The 20,866-nt window shown below is 66.1% G+C and carries 22 protein-coding genes and 1 other RNA gene; 15 read left to right on the top strand and 8 right to left on the bottom strand.

Annotated elements, in window-relative coordinates; translation table 11 throughout:
- The first annotated feature begins 138 nt into the window (after positions 1–138).
- A complete protein-coding gene (locus HU825_RS04110; protein WP_043295229.1) occupies positions 139–543 on the top strand; it encodes a flagellar basal body-associated protein FliL in 405 nt (134 codons plus the stop codon).
- A 9-nt stretch (positions 544–552) separates the two neighbouring features.
- Here the strand turns inward: HU825_RS04110 and HU825_RS04105 are convergent, their stop codons facing one another.
- Complete coding sequence (locus HU825_RS04105) at positions 553–1,002, bottom strand: EVE domain-containing protein (RefSeq protein ID WP_234303369.1); 450 nt, start codon at positions 1,000–1,002, stop codon at positions 553–555.
- A gap of 193 nt (positions 1,003–1,195) precedes the next feature.
- Here HU825_RS04105 and HU825_RS04100 point away from each other — a divergent pair, with 193 nt between their 5' ends.
- Positions 1,196–1,336 (top strand): hypothetical protein, encoded by a 141-nt coding sequence (locus HU825_RS04100; RefSeq protein ID WP_008569323.1) that lies wholly within the window; start codon positions 1,196–1,198, stop codon positions 1,334–1,336.
- 33 nt (positions 1,337–1,369) lie between these two features.
- Here HU825_RS04100 and HU825_RS04095 read toward each other — a convergent pair whose 3' ends face one another.
- The 4 genes from HU825_RS04095 to HU825_RS04080 form a co-directional block, all read right to left on the bottom strand.
- Complete coding sequence (locus tag HU825_RS04095) at positions 1,370–1,972, bottom strand: 5-formyltetrahydrofolate cyclo-ligase (RefSeq protein WP_043295233.1); 603 nt, start codon at positions 1,970–1,972, stop codon at positions 1,370–1,372.
- 6 nt (positions 1,973–1,978) lie between these two features.
- A non-coding RNA gene (ssrS, locus tag HU825_RS04090) (6S RNA) lies at positions 1,979–2,157 on the bottom strand.
- Between the two features lie 33 nt (positions 2,158–2,190).
- Positions 2,191–2,502, bottom strand: a complete 312-nt coding sequence (locus HU825_RS04085; RefSeq protein ID WP_043295235.1) for a cell division protein ZapA — start codon at positions 2,500–2,502, stop codon at positions 2,191–2,193.
- Complete coding sequence (locus HU825_RS04080; RefSeq protein WP_008569326.1) at positions 2,499–2,708, bottom strand: TIGR02449 family protein; 210 nt, start codon at positions 2,706–2,708, stop codon at positions 2,499–2,501. Before HU825_RS04080 ends, HU825_RS04085 begins: the two co-directional genes overlap by 4 nt.
- A 119-nt stretch (positions 2,709–2,827) precedes the next feature.
- On the opposite strand from HU825_RS04080, the gene HU825_RS04075 reads away from it, so the two are divergent.
- The 8 genes from HU825_RS04075 to gcvH all read left to right on the top strand — a co-directional run bounded on the left by HU825_RS04075 (position 2,828) and on the right by gcvH (position 11,761).
- Complete coding sequence (locus HU825_RS04075; RefSeq protein WP_043295237.1) at positions 2,828–3,382, top strand: YecA/YgfB family protein; 555 nt, start codon at positions 2,828–2,830, stop codon at positions 3,380–3,382.
- A 15-nt stretch (positions 3,383–3,397) separates the two neighbouring features.
- Positions 3,398–4,732 carry a Xaa-Pro aminopeptidase gene (gene pepP, locus HU825_RS04070; protein WP_043295239.1) on the top strand — a complete coding sequence of 445 codons (1,335 nt, stop codon included), beginning with the start codon at positions 3,398–3,400 and terminating at the stop codon, positions 4,730–4,732.
- Between the two features lies 1 nt (position 4,733).
- Positions 4,734–5,912: a 2-octaprenyl-6-methoxyphenyl hydroxylase gene (ubiH, locus tag HU825_RS04065; RefSeq protein WP_234302966.1), complete on the top strand. Its 1,179-nt coding sequence runs from the start codon at positions 4,734–4,736 to the stop codon at positions 5,910–5,912.
- Between the two features lie 69 nt (positions 5,913–5,981).
- Entirely contained in the window at positions 5,982–7,202 is a 1,221-nt protein-coding gene (locus HU825_RS04060; protein ID WP_234302965.1) for a 2-octaprenyl-3-methyl-6-methoxy-1,4-benzoquinol hydroxylase, read from the top strand.
- 107 nt (positions 7,203–7,309) lie between these two features.
- Complete coding sequence (locus tag HU825_RS04055; protein WP_043295245.1) at positions 7,310–8,311, top strand: extracellular solute-binding protein; 1,002 nt, start codon at positions 7,310–7,312, stop codon at positions 8,309–8,311.
- A gap of 132 nt (positions 8,312–8,443) precedes the next feature.
- Positions 8,444–10,054 (top strand): ABC transporter permease, encoded by a 1,611-nt coding sequence (locus HU825_RS04050; RefSeq protein WP_043295247.1) that lies wholly within the window; start codon positions 8,444–8,446, stop codon positions 10,052–10,054.
- A gap of 174 nt (positions 10,055–10,228) precedes the next feature.
- The gene (gcvT, locus tag HU825_RS04045) at positions 10,229–11,311 is read left to right on the top strand and encodes a glycine cleavage system aminomethyltransferase GcvT (protein ID WP_043295249.1); all 1,083 of its coding nucleotides are present in this window, start codon (positions 10,229–10,231) and stop codon (positions 11,309–11,311) included.
- A 66-nt stretch (positions 11,312–11,377) separates the two neighbouring features.
- On the top strand, positions 11,378–11,761 hold the full coding sequence (gene gcvH / locus HU825_RS04040; RefSeq protein WP_008569335.1) for a glycine cleavage system protein GcvH: 384 nt from the start codon (positions 11,378–11,380) through the stop codon (positions 11,759–11,761).
- A 70-nt stretch (positions 11,762–11,831) separates the two neighbouring features.
- On the opposite strand, the gene yihA is transcribed toward gcvH, so the two are convergent.
- A complete protein-coding gene (gene yihA / locus HU825_RS04035) occupies positions 11,832–12,467 on the bottom strand; it encodes a ribosome biogenesis GTP-binding protein YihA/YsxC (RefSeq protein ID WP_234302964.1) in 636 nt (211 codons plus the stop codon).
- 212 nt (positions 12,468–12,679) lie between these two features.
- Between yihA and HU825_RS04030 the strand changes: the two genes are divergently transcribed.
- The 5 genes from HU825_RS04030 to HU825_RS04010 all read left to right on the top strand — a co-directional run bounded on the left by HU825_RS04030 (position 12,680) and on the right by HU825_RS04010 (position 17,632).
- Positions 12,680–13,312, top strand: coding sequence for a c-type cytochrome (locus HU825_RS04030; protein WP_043295252.1), 633 nt, complete (start codon positions 12,680–12,682; stop codon positions 13,310–13,312).
- A gap of 180 nt (positions 13,313–13,492) precedes the next feature.
- Positions 13,493–14,122 (top strand): thiol:disulfide interchange protein DsbA/DsbL, encoded by a 630-nt coding sequence (locus tag HU825_RS04025; protein WP_138300622.1) that lies wholly within the window; start codon positions 13,493–13,495, stop codon positions 14,120–14,122.
- A gap of 6 nt (positions 14,123–14,128) precedes the next feature.
- Complete coding sequence (locus HU825_RS04020) at positions 14,129–14,998, top strand: endonuclease/exonuclease/phosphatase family protein (protein ID WP_043295256.1); 870 nt, start codon at positions 14,129–14,131, stop codon at positions 14,996–14,998.
- Entirely contained in the window at positions 14,995–16,761 is a 1,767-nt protein-coding gene (locus tag HU825_RS04015) for a GGDEF domain-containing protein (protein WP_234302963.1), read from the top strand. The genes HU825_RS04020 and HU825_RS04015 overlap by 4 nt, the downstream gene beginning before the upstream one ends.
- Before the next feature lie 91 nt (positions 16,762–16,852).
- Positions 16,853–17,632, top strand: a complete 780-nt coding sequence (locus HU825_RS04010; protein WP_234302962.1) for an N-acetylmuramoyl-L-alanine amidase — start codon at positions 16,853–16,855, stop codon at positions 17,630–17,632.
- A 9-nt stretch (positions 17,633–17,641) separates the two neighbouring features.
- Here HU825_RS04010 and HU825_RS04005 read toward each other — a convergent pair whose 3' ends face one another.
- Positions 17,642–19,429, bottom strand: coding sequence for a KinB sensor domain-containing domain (locus HU825_RS04005; RefSeq protein WP_054093938.1), 1,788 nt, complete (start codon positions 19,427–19,429; stop codon positions 17,642–17,644).
- Positions 19,426–20,772, bottom strand: coding sequence for a sigma-54-dependent response regulator transcription factor AlgB (gene algB / locus HU825_RS04000; protein ID WP_008569346.1), 1,347 nt, complete (start codon positions 20,770–20,772; stop codon positions 19,426–19,428). The genes HU825_RS04005 and algB overlap by 4 nt, the downstream gene beginning before the upstream one ends.
- Positions 20,773–20,866 lie beyond the last annotated feature (94 nt).

The following is a 20,866-nucleotide window of genomic DNA, read 5'->3' as shown; positions in this document are numbered from 1 at the left end:
TTACCGCGCCATGCAGTCTAGAAGGCCGGTACTGGTGTACAACGAGCATCGCCCCCTGTAATGCCGGCGTATAAGCGGGGGCTTGGGTCGAGGCCGCGCTCTGGTTATGCTGGCGGCCGATTCCAGCGGAGCAGTACCGTGAAGCGCATTCTGTTTCTTTGCATCGCCCTGACGTTGGCCGCGCCGGTCCTGGCCAATTCCCCCGCAGCGGAAGAGGCAGGTCCGCAAACGCTCTATTACGCGCTGGTGCCGGCGATGGTTGGCAACTACGGCTCCGGCGAGCGGCTCAAGTACTACAAGGCTGACGTCGCGCTGCGTATTGCCAGCAAAGAGGCCGAGAACAAGGTCAAGCATCATGAGCCGCTGATCCGCAATCAGCTGGTCATGCTCTTCTCGCAGCAGACCGATGAGAGCCTCGGCAGCGTCGAGGCCAAGGAGAAACTGCGCCAAGAAGCGTTGAAGCAGGTGCGCGAGATTCTCACGCAGGAGGAAGGGCAGCCACTGGTGGAGGACCTGCTGTTCAACAACCTGATCATCCAGTGAGCCGCTTGCTCAACGCAGTGCGAGTACGGCGGCCCATTCGGCAGGGCTGACCGGCATGACCGAAAGTCGGCTGCCCTTTTGTACCAATGGCAGTTGCGCAAGCGCGGCCTCGGCCTTGAGTCGGGTCAGTGTGATCGGGGTGGTGAAACGCTCGACGAAGACGACGTCGACCGCGCTCCAGGCATTCTTCTCCGCGCTGGCCTTGGCGTCGAAATAAGGGCTGTCGGGCTGCAAGGCCGTCGGATCGGCATACGCCGGACGGGCAATGCGGCCGGTGCCGGCGATCGCCGGCACCGCGCAGCTGGAGTGGTAAAAGAAAAACAGGTCGCCTTCGGCCATCGTGCGCAGGTAATTGCGCGCTTGGTAATTGCGCACGCCATCCCAGCGCGCCTGGTGCTGTTTCTCAAGATCAAGGATGGAAAATTCATCCGGCTCGGACTTCATTAACCAATACGGCATGGAGTTTGCTCTCCCTTCGGCGGTTCGATAAGGCCATGATGGCAAATTTCCCCGACGGTCGGTGGCAACGCAGGTTTGCGCCCGGTCGATGCTTAACGGAAAATGCCGCGGCTGTTGAGTGGCGTATCGGGCTTTAGAACGATAAAGCACGTCAACTCGACGGCAGATTCGCCTGGCAGGGGGAGGCGATCAGATGAAGCGCAAGCCAGACATTCTTTGGGTATTGGTACTTATCTTCGGACTCGGCGTGGTCACCACGGGTTACACGCAGAGCCTCTGGGAGCGTCAGAGCGACGCCAGCGTCGCGCCTGTCGTCCAGCAGCAGAGTCGCTGAAGAGTGCGCCGCATGGATGCGGCGCAGGAAGCCTCATCGCACATACCAGCGCCGGTCCGTCACCGTAGCCTGTAGCGGTACATCCCAGCTGGCCAGCGGCAACCGATCCACCTTCTGACACTCATGCGCAAGGCCCAATAGAGTCGGTTTGTGACTTTTTTTGCGCCTGACGCGATATGCCAGGCTGCGGTCGTAGAATCCGCCGCCCATTCCCAGGCGCCCACCGCCCTCGTCGAACCCCACCAGCGGCATCAGCAACAGATCGAGCGTCCACGCGGCGCGCTGTCGTTTGGCGCAGTGTCGTGGTTCGGCGATGCCGAAACGGTTCGGCTTGAGTTGTTCACCGGCGCTCACCTGCTGAAACACCATGCGCGTCCGCGGCCAGGGGTTGAGTACCGGTAGGTAGGTCGCCTTGCCGCGACGCTGGGCTTCGCGCAGCAGCGGTCGCGGGTCGATCTCGCCATCGTTGGGCAGATACAGCGCAATATGTCGCGCCCGGCGAAACAGCGGGTGCTGGGCCAGTTGGCGATAGAGGCGGCGGGCGGCGAGGCGTTGCTCGGCAGGTGAAAGTGCCCGACGCGCTTCGCGCAGTTTGCGGCGCAGCGCGGGACGCGTGAGACCTTCCGCTGCGATCATGAAGAATGGCTCCCCAGCATGCCGCTGTCGGCGTAGGCCCTTGAACCCGAGAGTTCAAGGTGGCGACTACAGAGAACCTTTAGGCTTTCCGTCAGGCGGACATGCACACCGGTCCCACTTGTAGCCTCCGTGGTATTGCTTATCGGGAGAGGGTCATCGCCGACTGGCAAACATGCCAGGGAGTGGCGCGGATTATACCTCAATCTGCCGACCGTTCATCAGCTGCCGGGATTCGGGTCGGTGGCCAGGGCGCTGTCCACGCGTTCCAGCAGCATGCGCACATGCTCGCGCGCACTGCTGGCCTCGGCGTCCAGGCGATCATTGCGGTGCAACAGTTCGTGGGTGATGTTCAGTGCGGCCATCACCGCCACGCGGTCGGCGCCGATGACTTTGCCGCTGCTGCGAATCTCGCGCATCTTGCGATCCAGGTAGCGCGCGGCGTTTTCCAGATTGCTGCGTTCTTCGGCCGGACAGGCAATGCAATATTCCTTGTCCATGATGTGCACGGTGGTGGTGTTCGGCTGGGTCATGAGTCCTGCTCCAGGGCTTTCAGGCGCGAAATCATCGATTCGACCTTCAGCCGGGCCAATTCGTTCTTTTCGATCAGATGAGCGCGCTCTTCGCGCCAGGCCCGCTCGTTGGCCAGCAGCAGGTGGTTCTGTGCCTTGAGTTGCTCGATGCGCTGGAGCAATTGTTCCAGCTTGGCGGTCAGCAATCGCAGATCGGCGTCTTCCATGGGCTTCCTATGGCGCGCGGGGCTGGTTCCTGCGGGCGCCGATGGTCTTGTCTCGGCCGCCGGTGCTAGGATACGAGGCCTTCATTCTAGTCATTGCGCCCCCGTGCGCCTAGCCGCCCATGTCGATTCAGAATTCCCCCTACGCCGCCTTCGCCACCTTGCTGGCGGGCAGCGCCCAAGCTGTTTCCCCCGCCGAACTGCACGGCCTGCTACTGGGGCGCAGTTGCGCCGGCGCCGACTTTTTGGTCGAGCCTTGGCTGGCTGATGCCGCCGACCTGCTTGGCGAGATGCCCGAAGGCAATGTGCGGCAGGCGCTGATCGGCCTGCAGGAGATGGTCAAGGGCGAGCTGGCCGGCGAGGACATCGCCGTAGTGCTGCTGCTGCCCAATGACGACGCACCGCTGACCGAGCGTGCAATCGCTCTGGGGCAGTGGTGCCAGGGCTTTCTCGCCGGCTTCGGGCTGATCGCCGGCGATCGCGCCTTGAGCGCCGAAGCGATGGAAGTGCTGCAGGATCTGTCCGCCATCGCGCAGATCCAGGATGCCCTGGAAGAGTCCGAAGAAGGCGAGAGCGACTACATGGAGGTCATGGAGTACCTGCGCGTCGCGCCTGTATTGCTGTTCACCGAATGCGCCAAGCCGCTCGAGCCGGCGGCCAAGCCGTCCCTGCACTGAGAAGTCTCCCGCCCCATGACCCGCATCCCGAAGTCGGAATTCGCCCGTCGGCGCACCGCGCTGATGGCGCAGATGGAACCCAACAGCATCGCCATCCTGCCCGCCGCGCCGATGTATATCCGCAACCGCGATGTCGAGCATGTCTACCGCCAGGACAGTGATTTTCAGTACCTCTCCGGCTTCCCCGAGCCGGAGGCGGTGATTGCCCTGATACCGGGGCGCGAGCACGGTGAATACGTGTTGTTCTGCCGCGAGCGCGATCCCGAGCGTGAGCTGTGGGACGGCCTGCGCGCAGGTCAGGACGGCGCCATCAAGACCTACGGCGCCGACGACGCTTTCCCCATCGGCGATATCGACGACATCCTCCCTGGCCTGATCGAAGGGCGCGAGCGCGTCTACTACGCCATCGGCACCAACGAGGCCTTCGACCACCGGCTCATGGAGTGGATCAAGACCATCCGCGCCAAGGCCCGCCAAGGCGCGCAGCCGCCGAGCGAGTTCGTCGCGCTCGATCACCTGCTGCACGACATGCGCCTGTACAAGTCGAGCAACGAAGTGAAGGTGATGAGGCACGCCGCGGAGATTTCCGCGCGTGCGCACATCCGTGCGATGCAGGCCAGCCGCGCCGGGTTGTGCGAATACCACCTGGAAGCCGAGCTGGACTACGAGTTCCGCAAGGGCGGGGCGAAGATGCCGGCCTACGGCAGCATCGTTGCCGCCGGCAAAAACGCCTGCATCCTGCACTACCGGGAGAACGACGCACCACTCAAGGACGGCGATCTGGTGCTGATCGATGCCGGCTGCGAGATCGATTGCTACGCCAGCGACATCACCCGCACCTTCCCGGTCAGTGGCAAGTTCTCGGCCGAGCAGAAGGCCATCTACGAGCTGGTGCTCAAGGCCAACGAAGAGGCGTTCAAGCACATCGCGCCCGGCAGGCACTGGAACGAGGCGCATGAAGCCACGGTGCGAGTGATCACCGCCGGGCTGGTGGAGCTGGGCCTGTTGCAGGGCGAGGTCGACAAACTGATCGCCAGCGAGGCCTACAAACCCTTCTATATGCATCGCGCCGGCCACTGGCTGGGCATGGATGTGCACGACGTCGGCGACTACAAGATCGGCGGCGAGTGGCGCGTGCTCGAACCGGGCATGGCGATGACCGTGGAGCCGGGTATTTACATTGCCGCCGACAACCAGAACGTGGCCAAAAAGTGGCGCGGCATCGGCGTACGCATCGAGGATGACGTGGTGGTCACCCAGACCGGCTGCGAGATTCTCACCACCGGCGTGCCGAAGAGCGTCGCCGAGATCGAGGCGCTGATGGCCGCCGCGCGCGAGCAGGTCGCCTGACATGCAGACCCTGGCGATCATCGGCGGCGGCCTGGTCGGCGCCAGCCTGGCGCTGGCATTGCAGGATGGTGCGTGCGAGCGGGGCTGGCGGATTCACCTGATCGAGCCCTTTCAGCCGGGGCACGAGTACCAGCCGAGCTATGACGCGCGTTCCACGGCGCTGTCCTGGGGCACTCGGCTGATCTACCAGCGGCTTGGCGTGTGGTCACGGATCGCCGAGCGTGCCGAGGCGATTCGTCGTATCCACGTGTCCGAGCGCGGGCGCTTCGCTGCCGCGCGACTGGATGCCGTCGACGAGGGCGTGGAGGCGCTGGGCTATGTGGTCGAGAACGCCTGGATCGGCCATTGCCTGTGGCACGCACTGGACGAGCGGGTAGTGGTGCGCGATTGCCCGGCCGAAGTGCAGAAGCTGCAGCCGGCCGAGGGCGGCTATCGCCTGACGCTGGCCGACGGTCGAGAGCTGGATTGCGCGCTGGCGGTGCTGGCCGACGGAGGCCGCTCCGGTCTGCGCGAGCAGCTGGGCATTCATGTCGAGCGTCGTTCCTACGGGCAGAGCGCGCTGATCGCCAATGTCAGTCCGGCGCGCGCGCATGACGGGCTGGCCTTCGAGCGTTTCACCGCGGACGGCCCGATGGCACTGCTGCCGGTGCGCGACAACCGCTGTGCGCTGGTCTGGACGCGTCCGCCGGCAGAGGCGGCGCGGTTGGCGGCGCTGCCCGACGTGCAGTTCCTCGCCGAGCTGCAGCAGGCGTTCGGCTATCGCCTCGGCGCGTTCCGCCAGGTCGGTACGCGGCATCTGTATCCGCTGGCGCTGGTCGAGGCCGAGGAGCAGGTGCGCGCCGGGCTGGTCGTGCTGGGCAACGCCGCGCACAGCCTGCACCCGATTGCCGGTCAGGGCTACAACCTGTCACTGCGCGATGTGGATGCGCTGAGCGCCGCGCTGCTCGCCAGCCCGGCCGGGCTCGGTGATCTCGCCGTGCTGCGCGGCTATGCCGAGCGCCAGCAGCGCGACCAGCTGCTGACCGTCGGTTTCTCCGATCAGGTCACCCGGCTGTTCGGTGACTCGGCTGCGCTGATGTCCACCGGGCGTGGTCTCGGCCTGCTCGGGCTCGACCTACTGCCCCCAGCCAAGCACTGGTTCGCCCGTCAGGCGATGGGGCTGGGCACGCGCGCTGGCTAGGCCGCACGCGGCAGTCCTGTCATTTCACCTAGATTCACGCCGCAGCCGCGGCAGCCCGGGAGAGTAGCGATGCAAGCGGATCTGATCATCGTCGGCGCGGGAATGGTCGGCAGCACGCTGGCCCTGGCGCTGCAAGGCAGCGGACCGAAGGTCGCGATTGCCGATGCCGGCCCGCTGACGCTGGCGCCGTTCGATGCGCAGGGCGCATTCGAGCCGCGGGTCAGTGCGCTTTCCGCCGCCAGTCAGCGCATCCTCGAACGCGTCGGCGCCTGGTCCGGCATTGCCGCACGGCGCGCCAGTCCCTATGGCGACATGCGCGTGTGGGATGGCTCGGGCACCGGGCAGATTCATTTCAGCGCGGCGACGGTGCACGCCGAGGTGCTCGGCCATATTGTCGAGAACCGCGTGGTGCAGGATGCCCTGCTCGAAGCGCTGCAGGCACGCGGCACGGCCGAGCTGATCGCCGACGCGCGACTGGAGCAGCTGCGCGAGGTGGAGGACGGCTGGCAGCTCACCTTCAGCGATGGCCGGCAGCTGCGCGCGCCGCTGGTGGTCGCTGCCGACGGTGCGAACTCGGCGGTGCGCCGTTTGGCCGGATGCGAGACGCGCGAGTGGGACTATTTTCACCATGCCATCGTCACCAGCGTGCGCTGCGCCGAGGCCCATCGGCGTACCGCCTGGCAGCGCTTCACCGACAACGGGCCGCTGGCGTTTCTGCCGTTGCAACGGGACGGCGACGAGCACTGGTGCTCGATCGTCTGGTCGGCCACCGAGGATGAGGCCAGGCGCCTGATGGCGCTCGATGACGTGACTTTCCGTGCGGCACTGGGGCGAGCTTTCGAACGGCGTCTGGGCAAGGTGCTGGAAGTCGACCCGCGGCTGTGCATTCCGCTGCGTCAGCGGCATGCCAAGCGATACGTACGCGCCGGGCTGGCGCTGATCGGCGATGCCGCGCACACCATCCATCCGCTGGCCGGCCAAGGTGTGAACCTCGGTCTGCTGGATGCCGCCGTGCTGGCCGAGGTGCTGCAGGCGGCGCTGGCGCGCGGCGAGCGACCAGCCGACCTGCGCGTGCTCAGCCGTTTCGAGCGGCGGCGCATGCCGCACAACCTGGCGATGATGGCGGCGATGGAGGGATTCGAGCGCCTGTTCCAGGCTGATCAGCTGCCGCTGCGCTGGCTGCGCAATGCCGGGCTGAAGAGCGCCGAGGCACTGCCGGAGGTCAAGGCGCTGTTCGTGCGTCAGGCACTGGGCCTGAGTGGCGATCTTCCGCAGCTGGCACGCCGCTGAGCGCACAAGGGGTAACGAAAAATTACCTGCGCGCATTGTCGCATTGAGAAACTAAATGGGAGTCACTACTATTCGGCCTCTACCCGGACCAATCAAGAGGCTGATTCATGCAGGTAAGCAAAGGTTTACTCGCCGCGCTGGCACTCACTGCGCTGTCGAGCGCTGTCCAGGCTGCCGATGAAGTGGTGGTCTACTCGTCGCGCATCGACGAGCTGATCAAGCCCGTGTTCGACGCCTATACCAAGCAGAGTGGCGTCGCGGTGAAGTTCATCACCGACAAGGAAGCGCCGCTGATGGCTCGGATCAAGGCCGAAGGCGAGAACACGCCGGCGGACCTGCTGCTCACCGTCGATGGTGGCAACCTCTGGCAGGCCGAGGAAATGGGCCTGCTGCAGCCGCTGAATTCCGCCGTGGTCAAGCAGAACATTCCGTCGCAGTACCGCTCGTCCAACGATGCCTGGACCGGCCTGTCACTGCGCGCGCGCACCATCGTCTACTCGCCAGAGCGGGTCAAGGACGGCGAGCTGACCACCTACGAAGCCCTGGCTGACGACAAGTGGGACGGCCGTCTGTGCCTGCGCACCAGCAAGAAGGTCTACAACCAGTCGCTGACCGCCACGCTGATCGAGACGCATGGCGCCGAGAAGACCGAGCAGATCATCAAGGGCTGGGTCGACAACCTGGCGACCGACGTCTTCGCCGACGACACCGCGCTGATCCAGGCCATCGACGCCGGCCAGTGCGATGTCGGCATCGTCAACACGTACTACTACGGCCGCCTGCACCAGGAGAACCCGGCGCTCAAGGCCAAGCTGTTCTGGCCGAACCAGCAGGATCGCGGCGTGCACGTGAACCTCTCCGGCATCGGCCTGACCAAGCACGCGCCGAACCCGGACGCGGCGCGCAAGCTGGTGGAGTGGATGACCGGCGCCGAAGCGCAGAGCATTTTCGCCGACATCAACATGGAATACCCGGCCAACCCGCAGGTGAAGCCATCGGCCGAGGTCGCCGCCTGGGGCGAGTTCAAGGCCGACACCATTCCGGTCGAAGTGGCCGGCAAGCGTCAGGCCGAGGCGATCAAGCTGATGGACCGCGCCGGCTGGCGGTAATGCTGCCGCGCGGCACGGCGCCGGCGGTGCGCGGCTGAGATCAGGCCGCGCGCGCCGTCCGCCTCGCCGCTACGGTTATACTCGACGCCCCGGTTGATCCGGGGCGTTGTCTTTTCCGCATCCGAGGCTTGCGTGTCCCACTCCGTCGAGCACCGCTGGTATCCGATCACCTTCGTCGTCGCGGCGCTGGTGCTGCTGCCGCTGAGCGTTCTGCTGTTCAGCTGGCATGACATCGACCGGGAGATCTGGTCGCATCTGTGGGATACCCAGATGCCGCGGCTGCTGGGCAATACACTGACGCTGCTGCTCGGCGTCGGCGCCGGTGTGACGGTGCTGGGCGTCAGCCTGGCCTGGTTGACTTCGCTCTGCGAATTCCCCGGGCGGCGCTGGCTGGACTGGGCGCTGATGCTGCCCTTCGCGATTCCTGCCTACGTGCTGGCGTTCGTCTTCATCGGCCTGCTCGACTTCGCCGGACCGGTGCAGACGCTGGCGCGCGAGTGGTTCGGCAGCGGCATTCGGTTTCCGCGGGTGCGTTCCACCGGCGGAGTAATCGTGGTGCTGGTGCTGGTGTTCTATCCCTATGTGTACTTGCTGGCGCGCTCAGCGTTTCTCGCCCAGGGACGCGGCCTGATGGAGGCGGCGCGCGTGCTCGGTCAGTCGCCCTGGCGGGCCTTCTGGACCGTGGCGTTGCCGATGGCGCGGCCGGCGATCGGGGCCGGGCTGGCGCTGGCGGTTATGGAGACGTTGGCCGATTTCGGTGCGGTCTCGGTGTTCAACTTCGATACCTTCACCACGGCGATCTACAAGACCTGGTACGGCTTCTTCAGCCTGACCAGCGCCACCCAGCTGGCCAGCCTGCTGCTGCTGGCGGTGATGCTGGTGCTTTATGGCGAACGCCGCGCACGCGGTGCTGCGCGTCCGGCGAGCGAGCGCGCCAGCACGGTGGCGCTGTATCCGCTGCGCGGTTTCAAGGCCCTCGCCGCCAGCGCCTGGTGCGGGCTGGTGTTCCTTTGCGCGTTCGTGGTCCCGGTGCTGCAGTTGTTGGCGTGGTTCTGGCAGCGCGGTCGCTTCGATCTCGACGAGCGTTACACCGGGCTGATCCTGCACACTCTTTACCTCGGCGGCCTGGCCGCGCTGATTACCGTCAGCACCGCGCTGCTGCTGGCGTTCGCCCGTCGCCAAGCGCCGGTACGCGCGATTCGCACGGCCGTCGGGTTGGCCAACCTGGGTTATGCGCTGCCGGGCTCGGTACTGGCGGTGGCGATCATGCTGGCGTTCAGCTATCTGGATCGGCATCTGGTGATTCCGCTGTCCGATTGGCTGGGAGGCGCGGGCAAGCCAGTGCTGCTGGGCAGCCTCGGTGCGTTGCTGCTGGCCTATCTGGTGCGCTTCATGGCGGTGGCCTTCGGTCCGCTGGAGAGCAGCCTGGCGCGCATTCGTCCGTCGCTGCCGCAGGCATCGCGCAGCCTTGGCGTAGGTGGCCCGGCGTTGTTCCTGCGAGTCTATTTGCCACTGCTGCTGCCCGGCACGCTGAGTGCCGCACTGCTGGTGTTCGTCGATGTGCTCAAGGAAATGCCGGCAACGCTGCTGATGCGTCCGTTCGGCTGGGACACCCTGGCAGTGCGCATCTTCGAGATGACCAGCGAGGGCGAGTGGGCGCGCGCTGCGCTGCCGGCGCTGACGCTGGTGCTGGTTGGCCTGCTGCCGGTGATCCTGCTGATCCGTCGCTCGGCCAGGGGCTAGAATGCCGTCCTGCGGGGTGTTCGCGCGTGCGCCCGGCACGGCGTCGGGCTGCCGTGACCTGTCACAACCTTGGGGCTACAATGCGCGCCATTCGAACGCCGGCAGCTCGCTGTGCAACCGGCTCAGTCAGGCTTTACAAGGCCGTTTCGGCGACCTGCCCGGAAGGAGAAACCTATGGGTCAGCGTACTCCCCTCTACGATCAGCACCTTGCGCTCGGGGCCAAGATGGTCGATTTCGGCGGCTGGGACATGCCGCTGCATTACGGCTCACAGGTCGAGGAACATCAGCAGGTGCGGCGTGAGTGCGGAGTGTTCGATGTCTCGCACATGACCGTCATCGATGTCGCCGGACCGCAAGCCATGCCCTATCTGCAGCGACTGTTGGCCAACGACGTGGCGCGCCTGCGGCACGTCGGCCGCGCGCTGTACAGCACCATGCTCAACGAGCGAGGCGGTGTGGTCGACGACCTGATCGTCTACCTCACGGACTGGGGTTACCGTCTGGTGGTCAATGCCAGCACCCACGACAAGGACCTGGCCTGGCTGCGGACGCAAGCCGATGGATTCCAGGTGGAAATTCGCGAGCGTGCCGAGCTGGCGATGCTGGCGATCCAGGGGCCGCACGCGCGCGCGCGTACCGCCGAGCTGGTCGACCAGCCGCGCGCCGCGCTGATTCAGGAACTCAAGCCATTTCACGGCCTGGCCCATGGCGATTGGTTCATCGCTCGCACCGGCTACACCGGCGAGGACGGTCTGGAGATTATCCTGCCGGCCGAGCAGATCACCGGTTTCTTCACCGAGCTGGTCGGCGCCGGCATCCCGCCGATCGGCCTGGGCGCGCGGGATACCCTGCGCCTGGAAGCGGGCCTGAATCTGTACGGTCAGGACATGAGCGAGGAGGTTTCGCCGCTGTCGTCGAACCTCGGCTGGACCATCGCCTGGGAGCCGGCGGCGCGTGATTTCGTCGGGCGCGCTGCGCTCGAGCGGCAGAAGTCGAGCGATGACCTGCCGCGCCTGGTCGGCCTGGTCATGGAGGAGCGTGGTGTGCTGCGCGCTCATCAGGTCGTGCGGGTGACAGGGGTGGGCGACGGCGAGATCACCAGCGGCAGTTTTTCGCCTACGCTTGGCAAGTCGATCGCGCTTGCGCGCGTTCCCGCGGCCACCGGAGAGCGTGCGGAAGTGGAAATCCGTGGCAAATGGTATCCGGTGCGCGTCGTGCAGCCGACCTTCGTGCGCAACGGCAAGGTACTGGTGTAAATTCTGGCGACCGCTTCGCGCGATGGCTTAGCGTGTCTGCACTGGACAGCCTCGAGGACAATACGAATGAGCGAAATCCCAAGCGACCTGCGTTACGCCGCCAGCCATGAATGGGCCCGCCTCGAAGCGGATGGCAGCGTCACCGTCGGTATCTCCGATCATGCCCAGCAGGCGTTGGGCGATGTGGTCTACGTCGAGCTGCCGGAAGTCGGCGGCCAGCTTGCGGCGGGCCAGGAAGCCGGCGTGGTGGAGTCGGTGAAGGCCGCGTCGGACATCTATGCGCCGGTTTCCGGTGAGGTGATCGCGATCAACGAGGCGCTGGCCGATTCGCCCGAGCAGGTCAACAGCGACCCGTACGGCAGCTGGTTCTTCCGTCTGCGGCCCAGCGACAAGGCGGAACTGGACAAGCTGCTCGACGCGGCGGCTTATCAGGCGTCCTGCGACGCCTGAGCCGCTTCGTCGGTCGCACAAGCCCCGAATTGTCGGGGCTTTGTTTTTTCGCGTGCGGCCGGCAGCGGTTTCAGGCTTTGGGCTGATCCTCGAGCAGCCCCAGCCAGTCGGCCAGCACCTGCTGCGCCTGTTCCACGCCCTGCCGCTTGGGCGCCGAGAATAGCTGCACGCTCACCGCGTCGCCCCACTGCTTGCGCACGTCGCGCTGGATCGTCAACAGAGCGGTCTTGGCGGCGCCGAACGCGAGCTTGTCGGATTTGGTCAGCAGAATGTGCAGCGGCATCTGACTGGCGCTCGACCAGTCCAGCATCATGCGGTCGAACTCGGTCAGCGGATGGCGGATATCCATCATCAGGAATACCCCGGCCAGACTCTCGCGGCTGCCCAGGTAAGCTTCCAGATGGCGTTGCCAGTGCTGCTTGAGCGGAATCGGCACCTTGGCATAACCGTAGCCGGGCAAGTCGACCAGGCGGCGTTCGTCGTCGAGGCGGAAGAAGTTGAGCAGCTGCGTGCGCCCCGGCGTCTTCGAGGTGCGCGCCAGATTGGCATGGGTCAGGGTGTTCAACGCGCTGGACTTGCCGGCGTTCGAGCGACCGGCGAAGGCGACTTCCAGCCCCTCGTCGGCCGGGCACTGATCGACCTTGGCGGCGCTGATCATGAAAGTGGCTTGCTGGCAGAGGCCGAGAATCGGGTTTTTGGGGAGCATGGGCGGTCCGGTGCGTGCGCGGGGGGTGCGGCAATGGTTCGTTTCCGTTTCAGGAACGGGAGTATATAATGCCGCAGATTTTATGTGCGCTTTGGTCTTATCCCGCCCGGGAACTGGTGCGCCATGCATAACGAGCGTCGCCGTAATCCACGAACGCGAGCGACCCGACCGATCGATTTCCTTATAACCCCTAGCCGTAGTTGGATGAGCTGATGAACAAAGTACTCGTGAGTCTGCTGTTGACCCTTGGCATCACCGGTATGGCCCACGCGGCTGGAGACGCCAAAGCGGGTCAGAGCAAAGCTGCCGTTTGTGGCGCCTGCCACGGAGTGGACGGCAACAGCCCGGCCCCGAACTTCCCGAAACTCGCCGGCCAAGGTGAGCGCTATCTGCTCAAGCAGATGCAGGACATCAAGGCTGGCAGCACTCCGGGTGCGGCTGAGGGCGTTGGCCGCAAGGTACTGGAAATGACCGGCATGCTCGATCCGCTGAGCGATCAGGATCTGGCCGACATCGCCGCCTACTTCTCCAGCCAGAAGCCGACTGTCGGCATGGCCGATCCGGCGCTGGTAGCGCAGGGTGAGAAACTGTTCCGCGGCGGCAAGCTGGACATGGGCATGCCGGCGTGCACCGGCTGCCACGCCCCGAACGGTGTGGGTAACGACCTGGCCGGCTTCCCGCAGCTGGGTGGCCAGCATGCCGCGTATACCGCCAAGCAGCTGACCGACTTCCGCGAAGGCAACCGCACCAACGACGGCGACACCATGATCATGCGTGGGATCGCGGCCAAGCTGAGCAACAAGGACATTCAGGCGCTGTCGAGCTACATCCAGGGCCTGCACTGATCGCCTGCTGATAGGTGATCTGCTGAAAAGGCGCCCGGCCGCAAGGTCGGTCGCCTTTTTTTCGTTACGGCGCCGCTAGAATAGCCATTCACTGCTGCAGGTGAAGGCGCAAAACGCTGGTGAGACCTGTCGTTTTGCGGCAGCCTGTCATGCCTTGCCAGACGTTCACAGGAGTCCTCCATGCGCAAACTCGTCATTTCCGCCGTCCTTGCTGCCGCCAGCCTGTTCGGCCTGCCTGCCGTGGCCGCCGACTACCAGGCGGGCAAGGAGTACGAGGTGCTGAGCAGCCCGGTGCCGGTCGCCGAGCCGGGCAAGATCGAGGTGGTCGAGCTGTTCTGGTATGGCTGCCCGCACTGCTACCAGTTCGAGCCGGTGATCAACCCGTGGGTCGAGAAGCTTCCCGCCGACGTCGCTTTCCGGCGCATCCCCGCCATGTTCGGTGGCATCTGGAACACCCATGGACAACTGTTCCTTGCGCTCGAATCGATGGGTGTGGAAAAGCAGGTGCATGACGCGGTGTTCGCCGCCTATCACCAGGAGCGCAAGAAGCTCGCGACGCCAGAGGAGATGGCCGAGTTTCTCGCCGGCCAGGGGGTCGACAAGAACGCCTTTCTCAAGGCGTACAACTCCTTCGGTGTGAAGAGCCGCGTGGAACAGGCCAAGAAGCTGGGCATGGCCTATCAGATCAGTGGCGTGCCGGTGCTGATCGTCAACGGCAAGTACCGTTTCGATCTCGGCTCGGCTGGTGGACCGCAGGGCGCGCTGGATGTGGCTGATTTCCTCATCGAAAAAGAACGCGCCGCGCGGTAACCGACGATGCTGCGGCGCTGGTATCCGTCGCGTCCGGCCGCTGCAGGGCAGCCGCAGGCGAACGCGCACTGTGCGCCGCAGAGCGGCCTGCCGCTGGATGGGCGCCTGCGCCTGCTGAGCTTCAATATCCAGGTCGGAATCCGCACCGAGCGTTACCACCACTACCTGACCCGCAGCTGGCAGCATCTGCTGCCGCATCCGGGGCGGGCGCTGAACCTGCAGCGCATCGGCGAGCTGATCGGCCGCTACGATCTGGTTGCGCTGCAGGAGGTCGACGGTGGCAGCCTGCGCTCCGGCTACATCAATCAGGTCGAGCACCTGGCGCAGCTCGGCGCCTTTCCCTACTGGTATCAGCAGCTCAACCGCAATCTCGGGCGCTTCGCTCAGCACAGCAACGGCGTGCTCAGCCGTCTTGCCCCGCAGCAGCTGGAGGACCATCCGCTGCCCGGCCCGTCCGGCCGTGGTGCGATCCTGCTGCGTTTCGGCGAGGGCGAGGACGCGCTGGTGGTGGTGATGATGCATCTGGCGCTCGGCGGGCGCACGCGGGTGCGCCAGCTGGCCTACATCCGCGAGCTGATCGGCGGGTATCGGCATCAGGTACTGATGGGTGACATGAACACCCATGCCAACGATCTGCTGGAAAATTCCCCGCTGCGCGATCTCGGCCTGCTCGCGCCGCAGGTCGAGGCGACCTTTCCCAGCTGGCGGCCGCAGCGCTGTCTGGACCACATTCTGCTCAGCCCGAGCCTGGCCCTCGAGCGTGTCGAGGTGCTGCCGTTGCCGATTTCCGATCACCTGCCGGTGGCGATGGAAATCCGTCTGCCCGAGGCGCTCAACGGCAATGCGCTGCCGGCCACGCTGGAGCCGTCGTCGTGAGTGTCGAGACCGAACGCTGGAAGGAAAAATACCTGCGCCTGCTCGAACAGCAGGAGCAGATCGAGCAGCGCTGGGAGCAACGCGTCGATCTGCTGCGGCGCAGCCTGGTACGCAGCAGCATGGCGGTCGAAGGCGCCGATCCGGCGGTGGAAAACTGCCTGCGGCAGATGCGCGAGGTGTTGCGCGACGGCGATCTGGACGACGGCCTCAGCACGCTGGTGCCGCGCCTGGAGAAGGCCGTGCTGGATTCGGATCGCCAGCGCCAGGAGCGCACCCGGCGTCTGATCGAGGCGCTGCACGGACTGGTGAATCCGCTGCTGGCGATGTCGCCACCGGCGGACGTGCGCCGGCGGCTGAAGCGCTTCGCCCGCAAGCTCGAACAGCGCATCGGCCGCGCCCGCGAACTGCCGGCGCTGCTGGGCGAACTGGGCGAGCTGCAGCGCCAGGCCTTCGGCGCGCCGCTTGCCGCCGACAATCCCGGCGGTGGTTTTCTGCGACGCCTGTTCGCCGGCCGCGAGAGCGTGGCGCTGGACGCCGAAGACGGCACGCCTATGTCCGCGCCGCCAGTCGCTGCCGAGGTGCTGCCGCAGGCGGATCAGGCGCAGGAGGATCAGCCCTCACCGCTTCCGGCATGCGGGCTGGACAACGGCTTTCCGCCCGCCGATTGCCCGGCCGGCGATCCCGAACCTGCTGCCTTGGCCGATTCGCCGGAGCCACCGTACAGCCTAGTGGCCGAGCGTATCGAGGCGGCACTGCGCGGGCTGGTCGGCAGCCTGCGCCTGGGCGAAGCGCAACAGGTGCGGGCCGAGGCATTGCATGAGCGCATCCGTCACGGTCTGAACTGGTACGAGCTGGTTCCGGTGCTGGACGATCTGGCGAGCCTGTTGCTGGCGGCCAGCGATCAGGACCAGCGCGAGTTTGAAAGTTACCTGAAGACGCTCAACGAGCGGCTGGCGACGATGCAGCAGAACCTCAGCGCCGCGCATGACGGCCATACCGAGGCGCGCCGTACTGCCGAGGCGCTGGACCACGAGTTGCGCGAACAGGTCGACGTGCTGCAGAACAGCATGCGCGAGGCCACCGATCTGGCCAGCCTCAAGCGCGTGGTCGAGGCGCGGCTGGATGGCCTGCTGCATACCGTCGGCGAATATCAGCAACAGCGCAGCCAGCACGAGCAGGCGCTGGGCGCGCGCCTGCAGGAGCTGGTCGGTCGTGTCGGCAGCTTGGAGCAGGCAGCGCAGGGCCTGCGTGGCCATCTCGAGGAGCAGCGGCAGAAGGCCCTGCTCGACGGCCTCACCGGCCTGCCCAATCGCACGGCCTGGAACGAACGGCTGGCGCTGGAAGCGGCGCGCTGGGAGCGCTATGGCGGTGAACTGCTGCTTGCCGTGGTGGACGTTGACCACTTCAAGCGGATCAACGACAGCTATGGCCATCTGGCCGGTGATCGGGTGCTGAAGATCATCGGCGGGGAATTGCGCAAGCGCCTGCGCGCCACCGACTTCATCGCTCGTTTCGGCGGTGAAGAGTTCGTGCTGCTCCTGCCGTCCACCGCACCCGAGGCCGGACTGCAGGTGCTCGAAGCGCTGCGTAGCGGCATCGACGTCTGTCCGTTCCATTTCAAGGGCGAGCGGGTACAGATCACCGTCTCGGCGGGCATGAGCGCGTTCGCGGTTGGCGACACGCCCGAGCAGGTCTTCGAGCGCGCCGACCTGGCGCTCTACCGCGCGAAGGACGCCGGGCGCAACCGCGTCGAGCGTGGCTGACCGGGCGGTCTGTGAGCGGCCGCGGCCGCTGCGTATAATCGCGCCCTCGCGCGCCGCCGCGGATCACCCAGCCGTCGACCCGAGGTCCCCCATGAGAATCATCAGCCTTGCCGCGCTCTTCCTGCTGCTGGCCGGTTGCGCCAGTGGGCCGCAGATCGACGACCGCCACCGCGCCGTCGGCCAGGACAGCCGGGTGCAGGTCATCGTACTGCACTACACCTCCAGCGGTCTGGAGCATTCGCTGGCGCTGCTGACCGAGGGCGAGGTGAGCAGCCACTACCTGATCGGCGCCGCGCCGGCGACCATCTATCGCCTGGTCGATGAGGACCGCCGGGCCTGGCATGCCGGGCAGAGCGAGTGGAACGGGCGCACCTGGCTGAACTCCAGCTCCATCGGCATCGAGCTGGTCAATCGCGGCTACGTCGAGGGCGAAGACGGCCGGCGTCTCTGGTATCCGTACACGGAGGAACAGATCGACGCGCTGGTGCTGTTGCTCAAGGACATCATGCAGCGCCACGGGCTCAAGCCCGGCGCCATCGTCGGCCATAGCGACATCGCCCCGCAGCGCAAGGTCGATCCTGGCCCGCTGTTCCCCTGGAAGCGTCTGGCCGATGCCGGCCTGGTGCCCTGGCCGGATGCCGCGGCGGTGGCCGCGCAGCGTGCGGCGTTTGCCGCGGCACCGCCGGATATCGCCTGGTTCCAGCTGGCGCTGCAGCTGCAGGGCTACCATGTGCCGCGCCACGGTGAACTGGATGAGGAGACGCGCAACGTGCTCGCGGCTTTCCAGATGAAGTACCGTCCGGCGCGCTACGACGGCGAGCCGGACGCCGAAACCGCCGCGCTGCTGCAGGTGCTCAACGGCACGCGCTGAGGCCGACCGTCAGATCGGCAGGGCGATGTAGAAGATCGTGCCGTGGCCGATGCGCGAGTGCACACCGATGCGCCCGCCATGCAGCTGGGCGATTTCCTTGCACAGCGCCAGGCCGAGCCCGGCACCGCCGCGGCGCCGGCCGATCTGCACGAACGGCTCGAAGATCCGCGCCTGCTGGCTGTAGGGAATGCCCTCGCCGTTGTCTTCCACGCTGATGATCATTCGCTCGCCGTGATGGCGCGCCAGCAGGCGCACCTCGCCGCCCTCCGGCGTATGGCGCAGGGCGTTGCTCAGCAGGTTGTCGAGCAGCCGCTCGATCTGCTGGCGATCGAGCAGCAGGCTGGGCAGCGGCTGCTGCAGCTCCAGCTTCAGCTCGACGTGGTGCTCGGCGGCGGCGACCACGAAGCGCTGGCGCGCGTCTTCGAGCAGCTGCGGAACGTCGCACGACTGCAGCTCCAGTTTCTGCTGGCCGCTCTGGTAGCGCGAGAAATTCAGCAGGTCGTTGATCAGCCGCACCAGTCGCTGCATTTCCTCGTGCACGGTGCTCAGCAGGTCGGATTCACGACTGTTGGGCGGGTAGTGCAGACGTTCGCGCAGCAGGCTGAAGGCCATCTGCATGCCGGTTACCGGCGTGCGCAGCTCGTGGGAGGCGCGCAGCACGAATTCGTTGCGCACGCGCTCGAAGGTGCGCTGGTCGGTGACGTCGTGCAGCACCATCACCGCGCCGCTGATGCTGCCATCGTGGTGGTTGACCGGGCTCATGCGCCAGGCCAGCAGCCGGCGTTCGCCATCGGCCTCGATCACCAGATCCTGCGGCGGCCCGGCGAGCGGCTTGTCGCTGAGCACCAGGCGCGCGGCCTCGTCCAGTTCCGGGTAGCCGAGCGCCTCGCCCAGGCTGCGACCCAGGTGTTCGCCTTCCCAGGCCAGCTGGCGCTGGGCGACCGGGTTGGCATGCTCCAGGCAGCCGTGGCGGTCGATGATCAGCAGACCGTCGTCGATGCTGTCGAGCAGCGCCTGCAGGCGCTGCTGGCCGTTCATCAGCGCCTGCACGTTGGTCTGCTTGAACTGGAACAACGCCTGCGCCATCAGGCCGAAGCGCCGGCTCAACGACGACAGCTCGGCGATGGGCGAGGTCGGCAGTTCGATGCCGAAGTCGCCGCGCCCGATCTGGTCGGCGGCCGCCGACAGCTGCTCGATCGGCGCGCCGAGGCGCCGGGCGAAGCTGTGCGCGGTGATGAAACCGATCAGCAGCACGGCGATACCGGTCAGGCCGAGCAGGCCGGCCAGCAGCATGGCGCGTTCGCGGCTGCGCACCTCGGTGTCGCGGATCGTCGCGTAGGCGCTCTGCTGCATGTCCACCATCAGGGTGCGGACCTGATTGAAGGCCTGGCTCAGCTCGTTTTCCTCCAGCAGCGTCCAGCCCTGGCTGCGCGGCGCATCCAGCACCAGCAGAAAGCTCGCGTAGGCGCTGGCGATGCTCTGGAAGGCCTGACGGTCCTCGTCGTTGCGCGCGCTCTGCATGCCACGCTCCAGCGACGACTGGAAAGCCGCCCGCGCCGCGCCCAGCGATTCGTGATCGCGGTGGTCGCGCAGCAGGATGATCAGGTGGTTGCCGAGCGCCTGGCGCAGCTGTTGGTTGATCTCGATGATGCCGAAGTTGTCGCGGATCAGGTGCTCCTGGCTCTTGGCCATCTGCATGACGCTGACCAGCGCCAGCAGCAGGCCGAGCAGCGCTACCGTCATCAGCGCCGAGAAACCGAGGAACAGCCGGGTTCTCAGCTTCATCTGCAGCTTCATAGACCGTACTGCTTGCGCTTACGGTAGAGCGTCGAGGCGTCGATGCCGAGGATCCGCGCGGCCTGCTCGAGGGTGTCGCTGGTGCTCAGCACGCCGGCGATGTGCGCCTTCTCCAGTGCTTCCAGGCTCAGCGGTTCGCCGATGCGCGGTGTGTTGCCGGTGGCCTGTTCGCCGAGGCCGAGGTGGCTGACTTCGATCATCGCCTGCGGGCAGATGATGCTGGCGCGCTCGATCACGTTGCGCAGCTCGCGCACGTTGCCCGGCCAGCGGTAGGCCTTGAGCGCGGCGAGTGCGGCGTCGCTGAAGCCGCGAGCCGGGCGCCCGTAGCTCTTGACGAACGAGGCGAGGAAGCGCTCGGCCAGCGCCAGCACGTCTTCCGGTCGCTCGCGCATGGGTGGCAGGTTGAGCGTGATGACGTTGAGGCGGTAGAGCAGGTCCTCACGGAACTTGCCTTCGCGCACCATCTCCTCGAGGTTGAGGTTGGTCGCCGCGAGGATGCGCACGTCGGCACGACGGGTCACCGGGTCGCCGACGCGCTCGTACTCCTTGTCCTGGATGAAGCGCAGCAGCTTGGGCTGCAGGGCCAGCGGGAAATCGCCGATCTCGTCGAGAAACAGCGTGCCGCCGTCGGCCTGGTTGACCCGCCCGAGCGTGCTCTCGGTGGCGCCGGTGAAGGCGCCGCGATTGTGGCCGAACAGCTCGCTTTCCATCAGCTCGGCCGACAGCGACGGGCAGTTGATGGTGACGAAAGCCTTCTTCGCACGCCGGCTCCAGGTGTGGATGGCACGTGCCAGCTCGCCCTTGCCAGTGCCGGATTCGCCGAGGATGAGGATGTTGGCGTCGGTGTCGGCGACCTGCCGCGCCGTCTCCAGCACCGCCATCATCGCCGGGCTATGCGAGCCGAGCGCATCGCTGCGCTTCTGCATCTCGCCTTCCAGCGCTTCCAGGCGCGCGGCCATCTGCCGGACTTCCAGCTGCTTGGCCGCCGACAGTCGCAGCTGCTCGGGGCTGCAGGGCTTGAGCAGATAGTCGGCGGCGCCGGCCTGCATCGCGTCGACCGCGGTGTCCACGGCCGAATGCGCGGTGACGATCACCACGCGCATCCACGGCGCCAGCGTGCGCATCTGCTGCAGCACGTCGAGGCCGTTGTCCTCGCCCAGGCGCAGGTCGAGGAAGCACAGGTCGAACACCTGGCGTTGCAGGATCGCCTCCGCCTGCGCGGCGCTGGCGGCGGTCATCACGGTATAACCGCGATCCTCCAGGCAGTAGCGGAAGGTCCGCAAAATCGCTGCTTCGTCATCCACCAGCAGGATTCGCCCACCCGTGTCCGTCGTTTGCTCCATGAATGCTCCTTCCGGGTCGCGATATTGATGCGGCAAGCGGCACTGGCGGGACGCGCCCGTGCGGTGCCGAAGGCGAGTTCTTTAGTCTATGAAA

The sequence above is a fragment of the Pseudomonas phenolilytica genome (assembly GCF_021432765.1).
GTDB classification, from domain to species: Bacteria; Pseudomonadota; Gammaproteobacteria; order Pseudomonadales; family Pseudomonadaceae; genus Stutzerimonas; species Stutzerimonas phenolilytica.
Note: the sequence above shows the minus strand (reverse complement) of the source record. Positions and strands in the feature narration are given on the sequence as shown.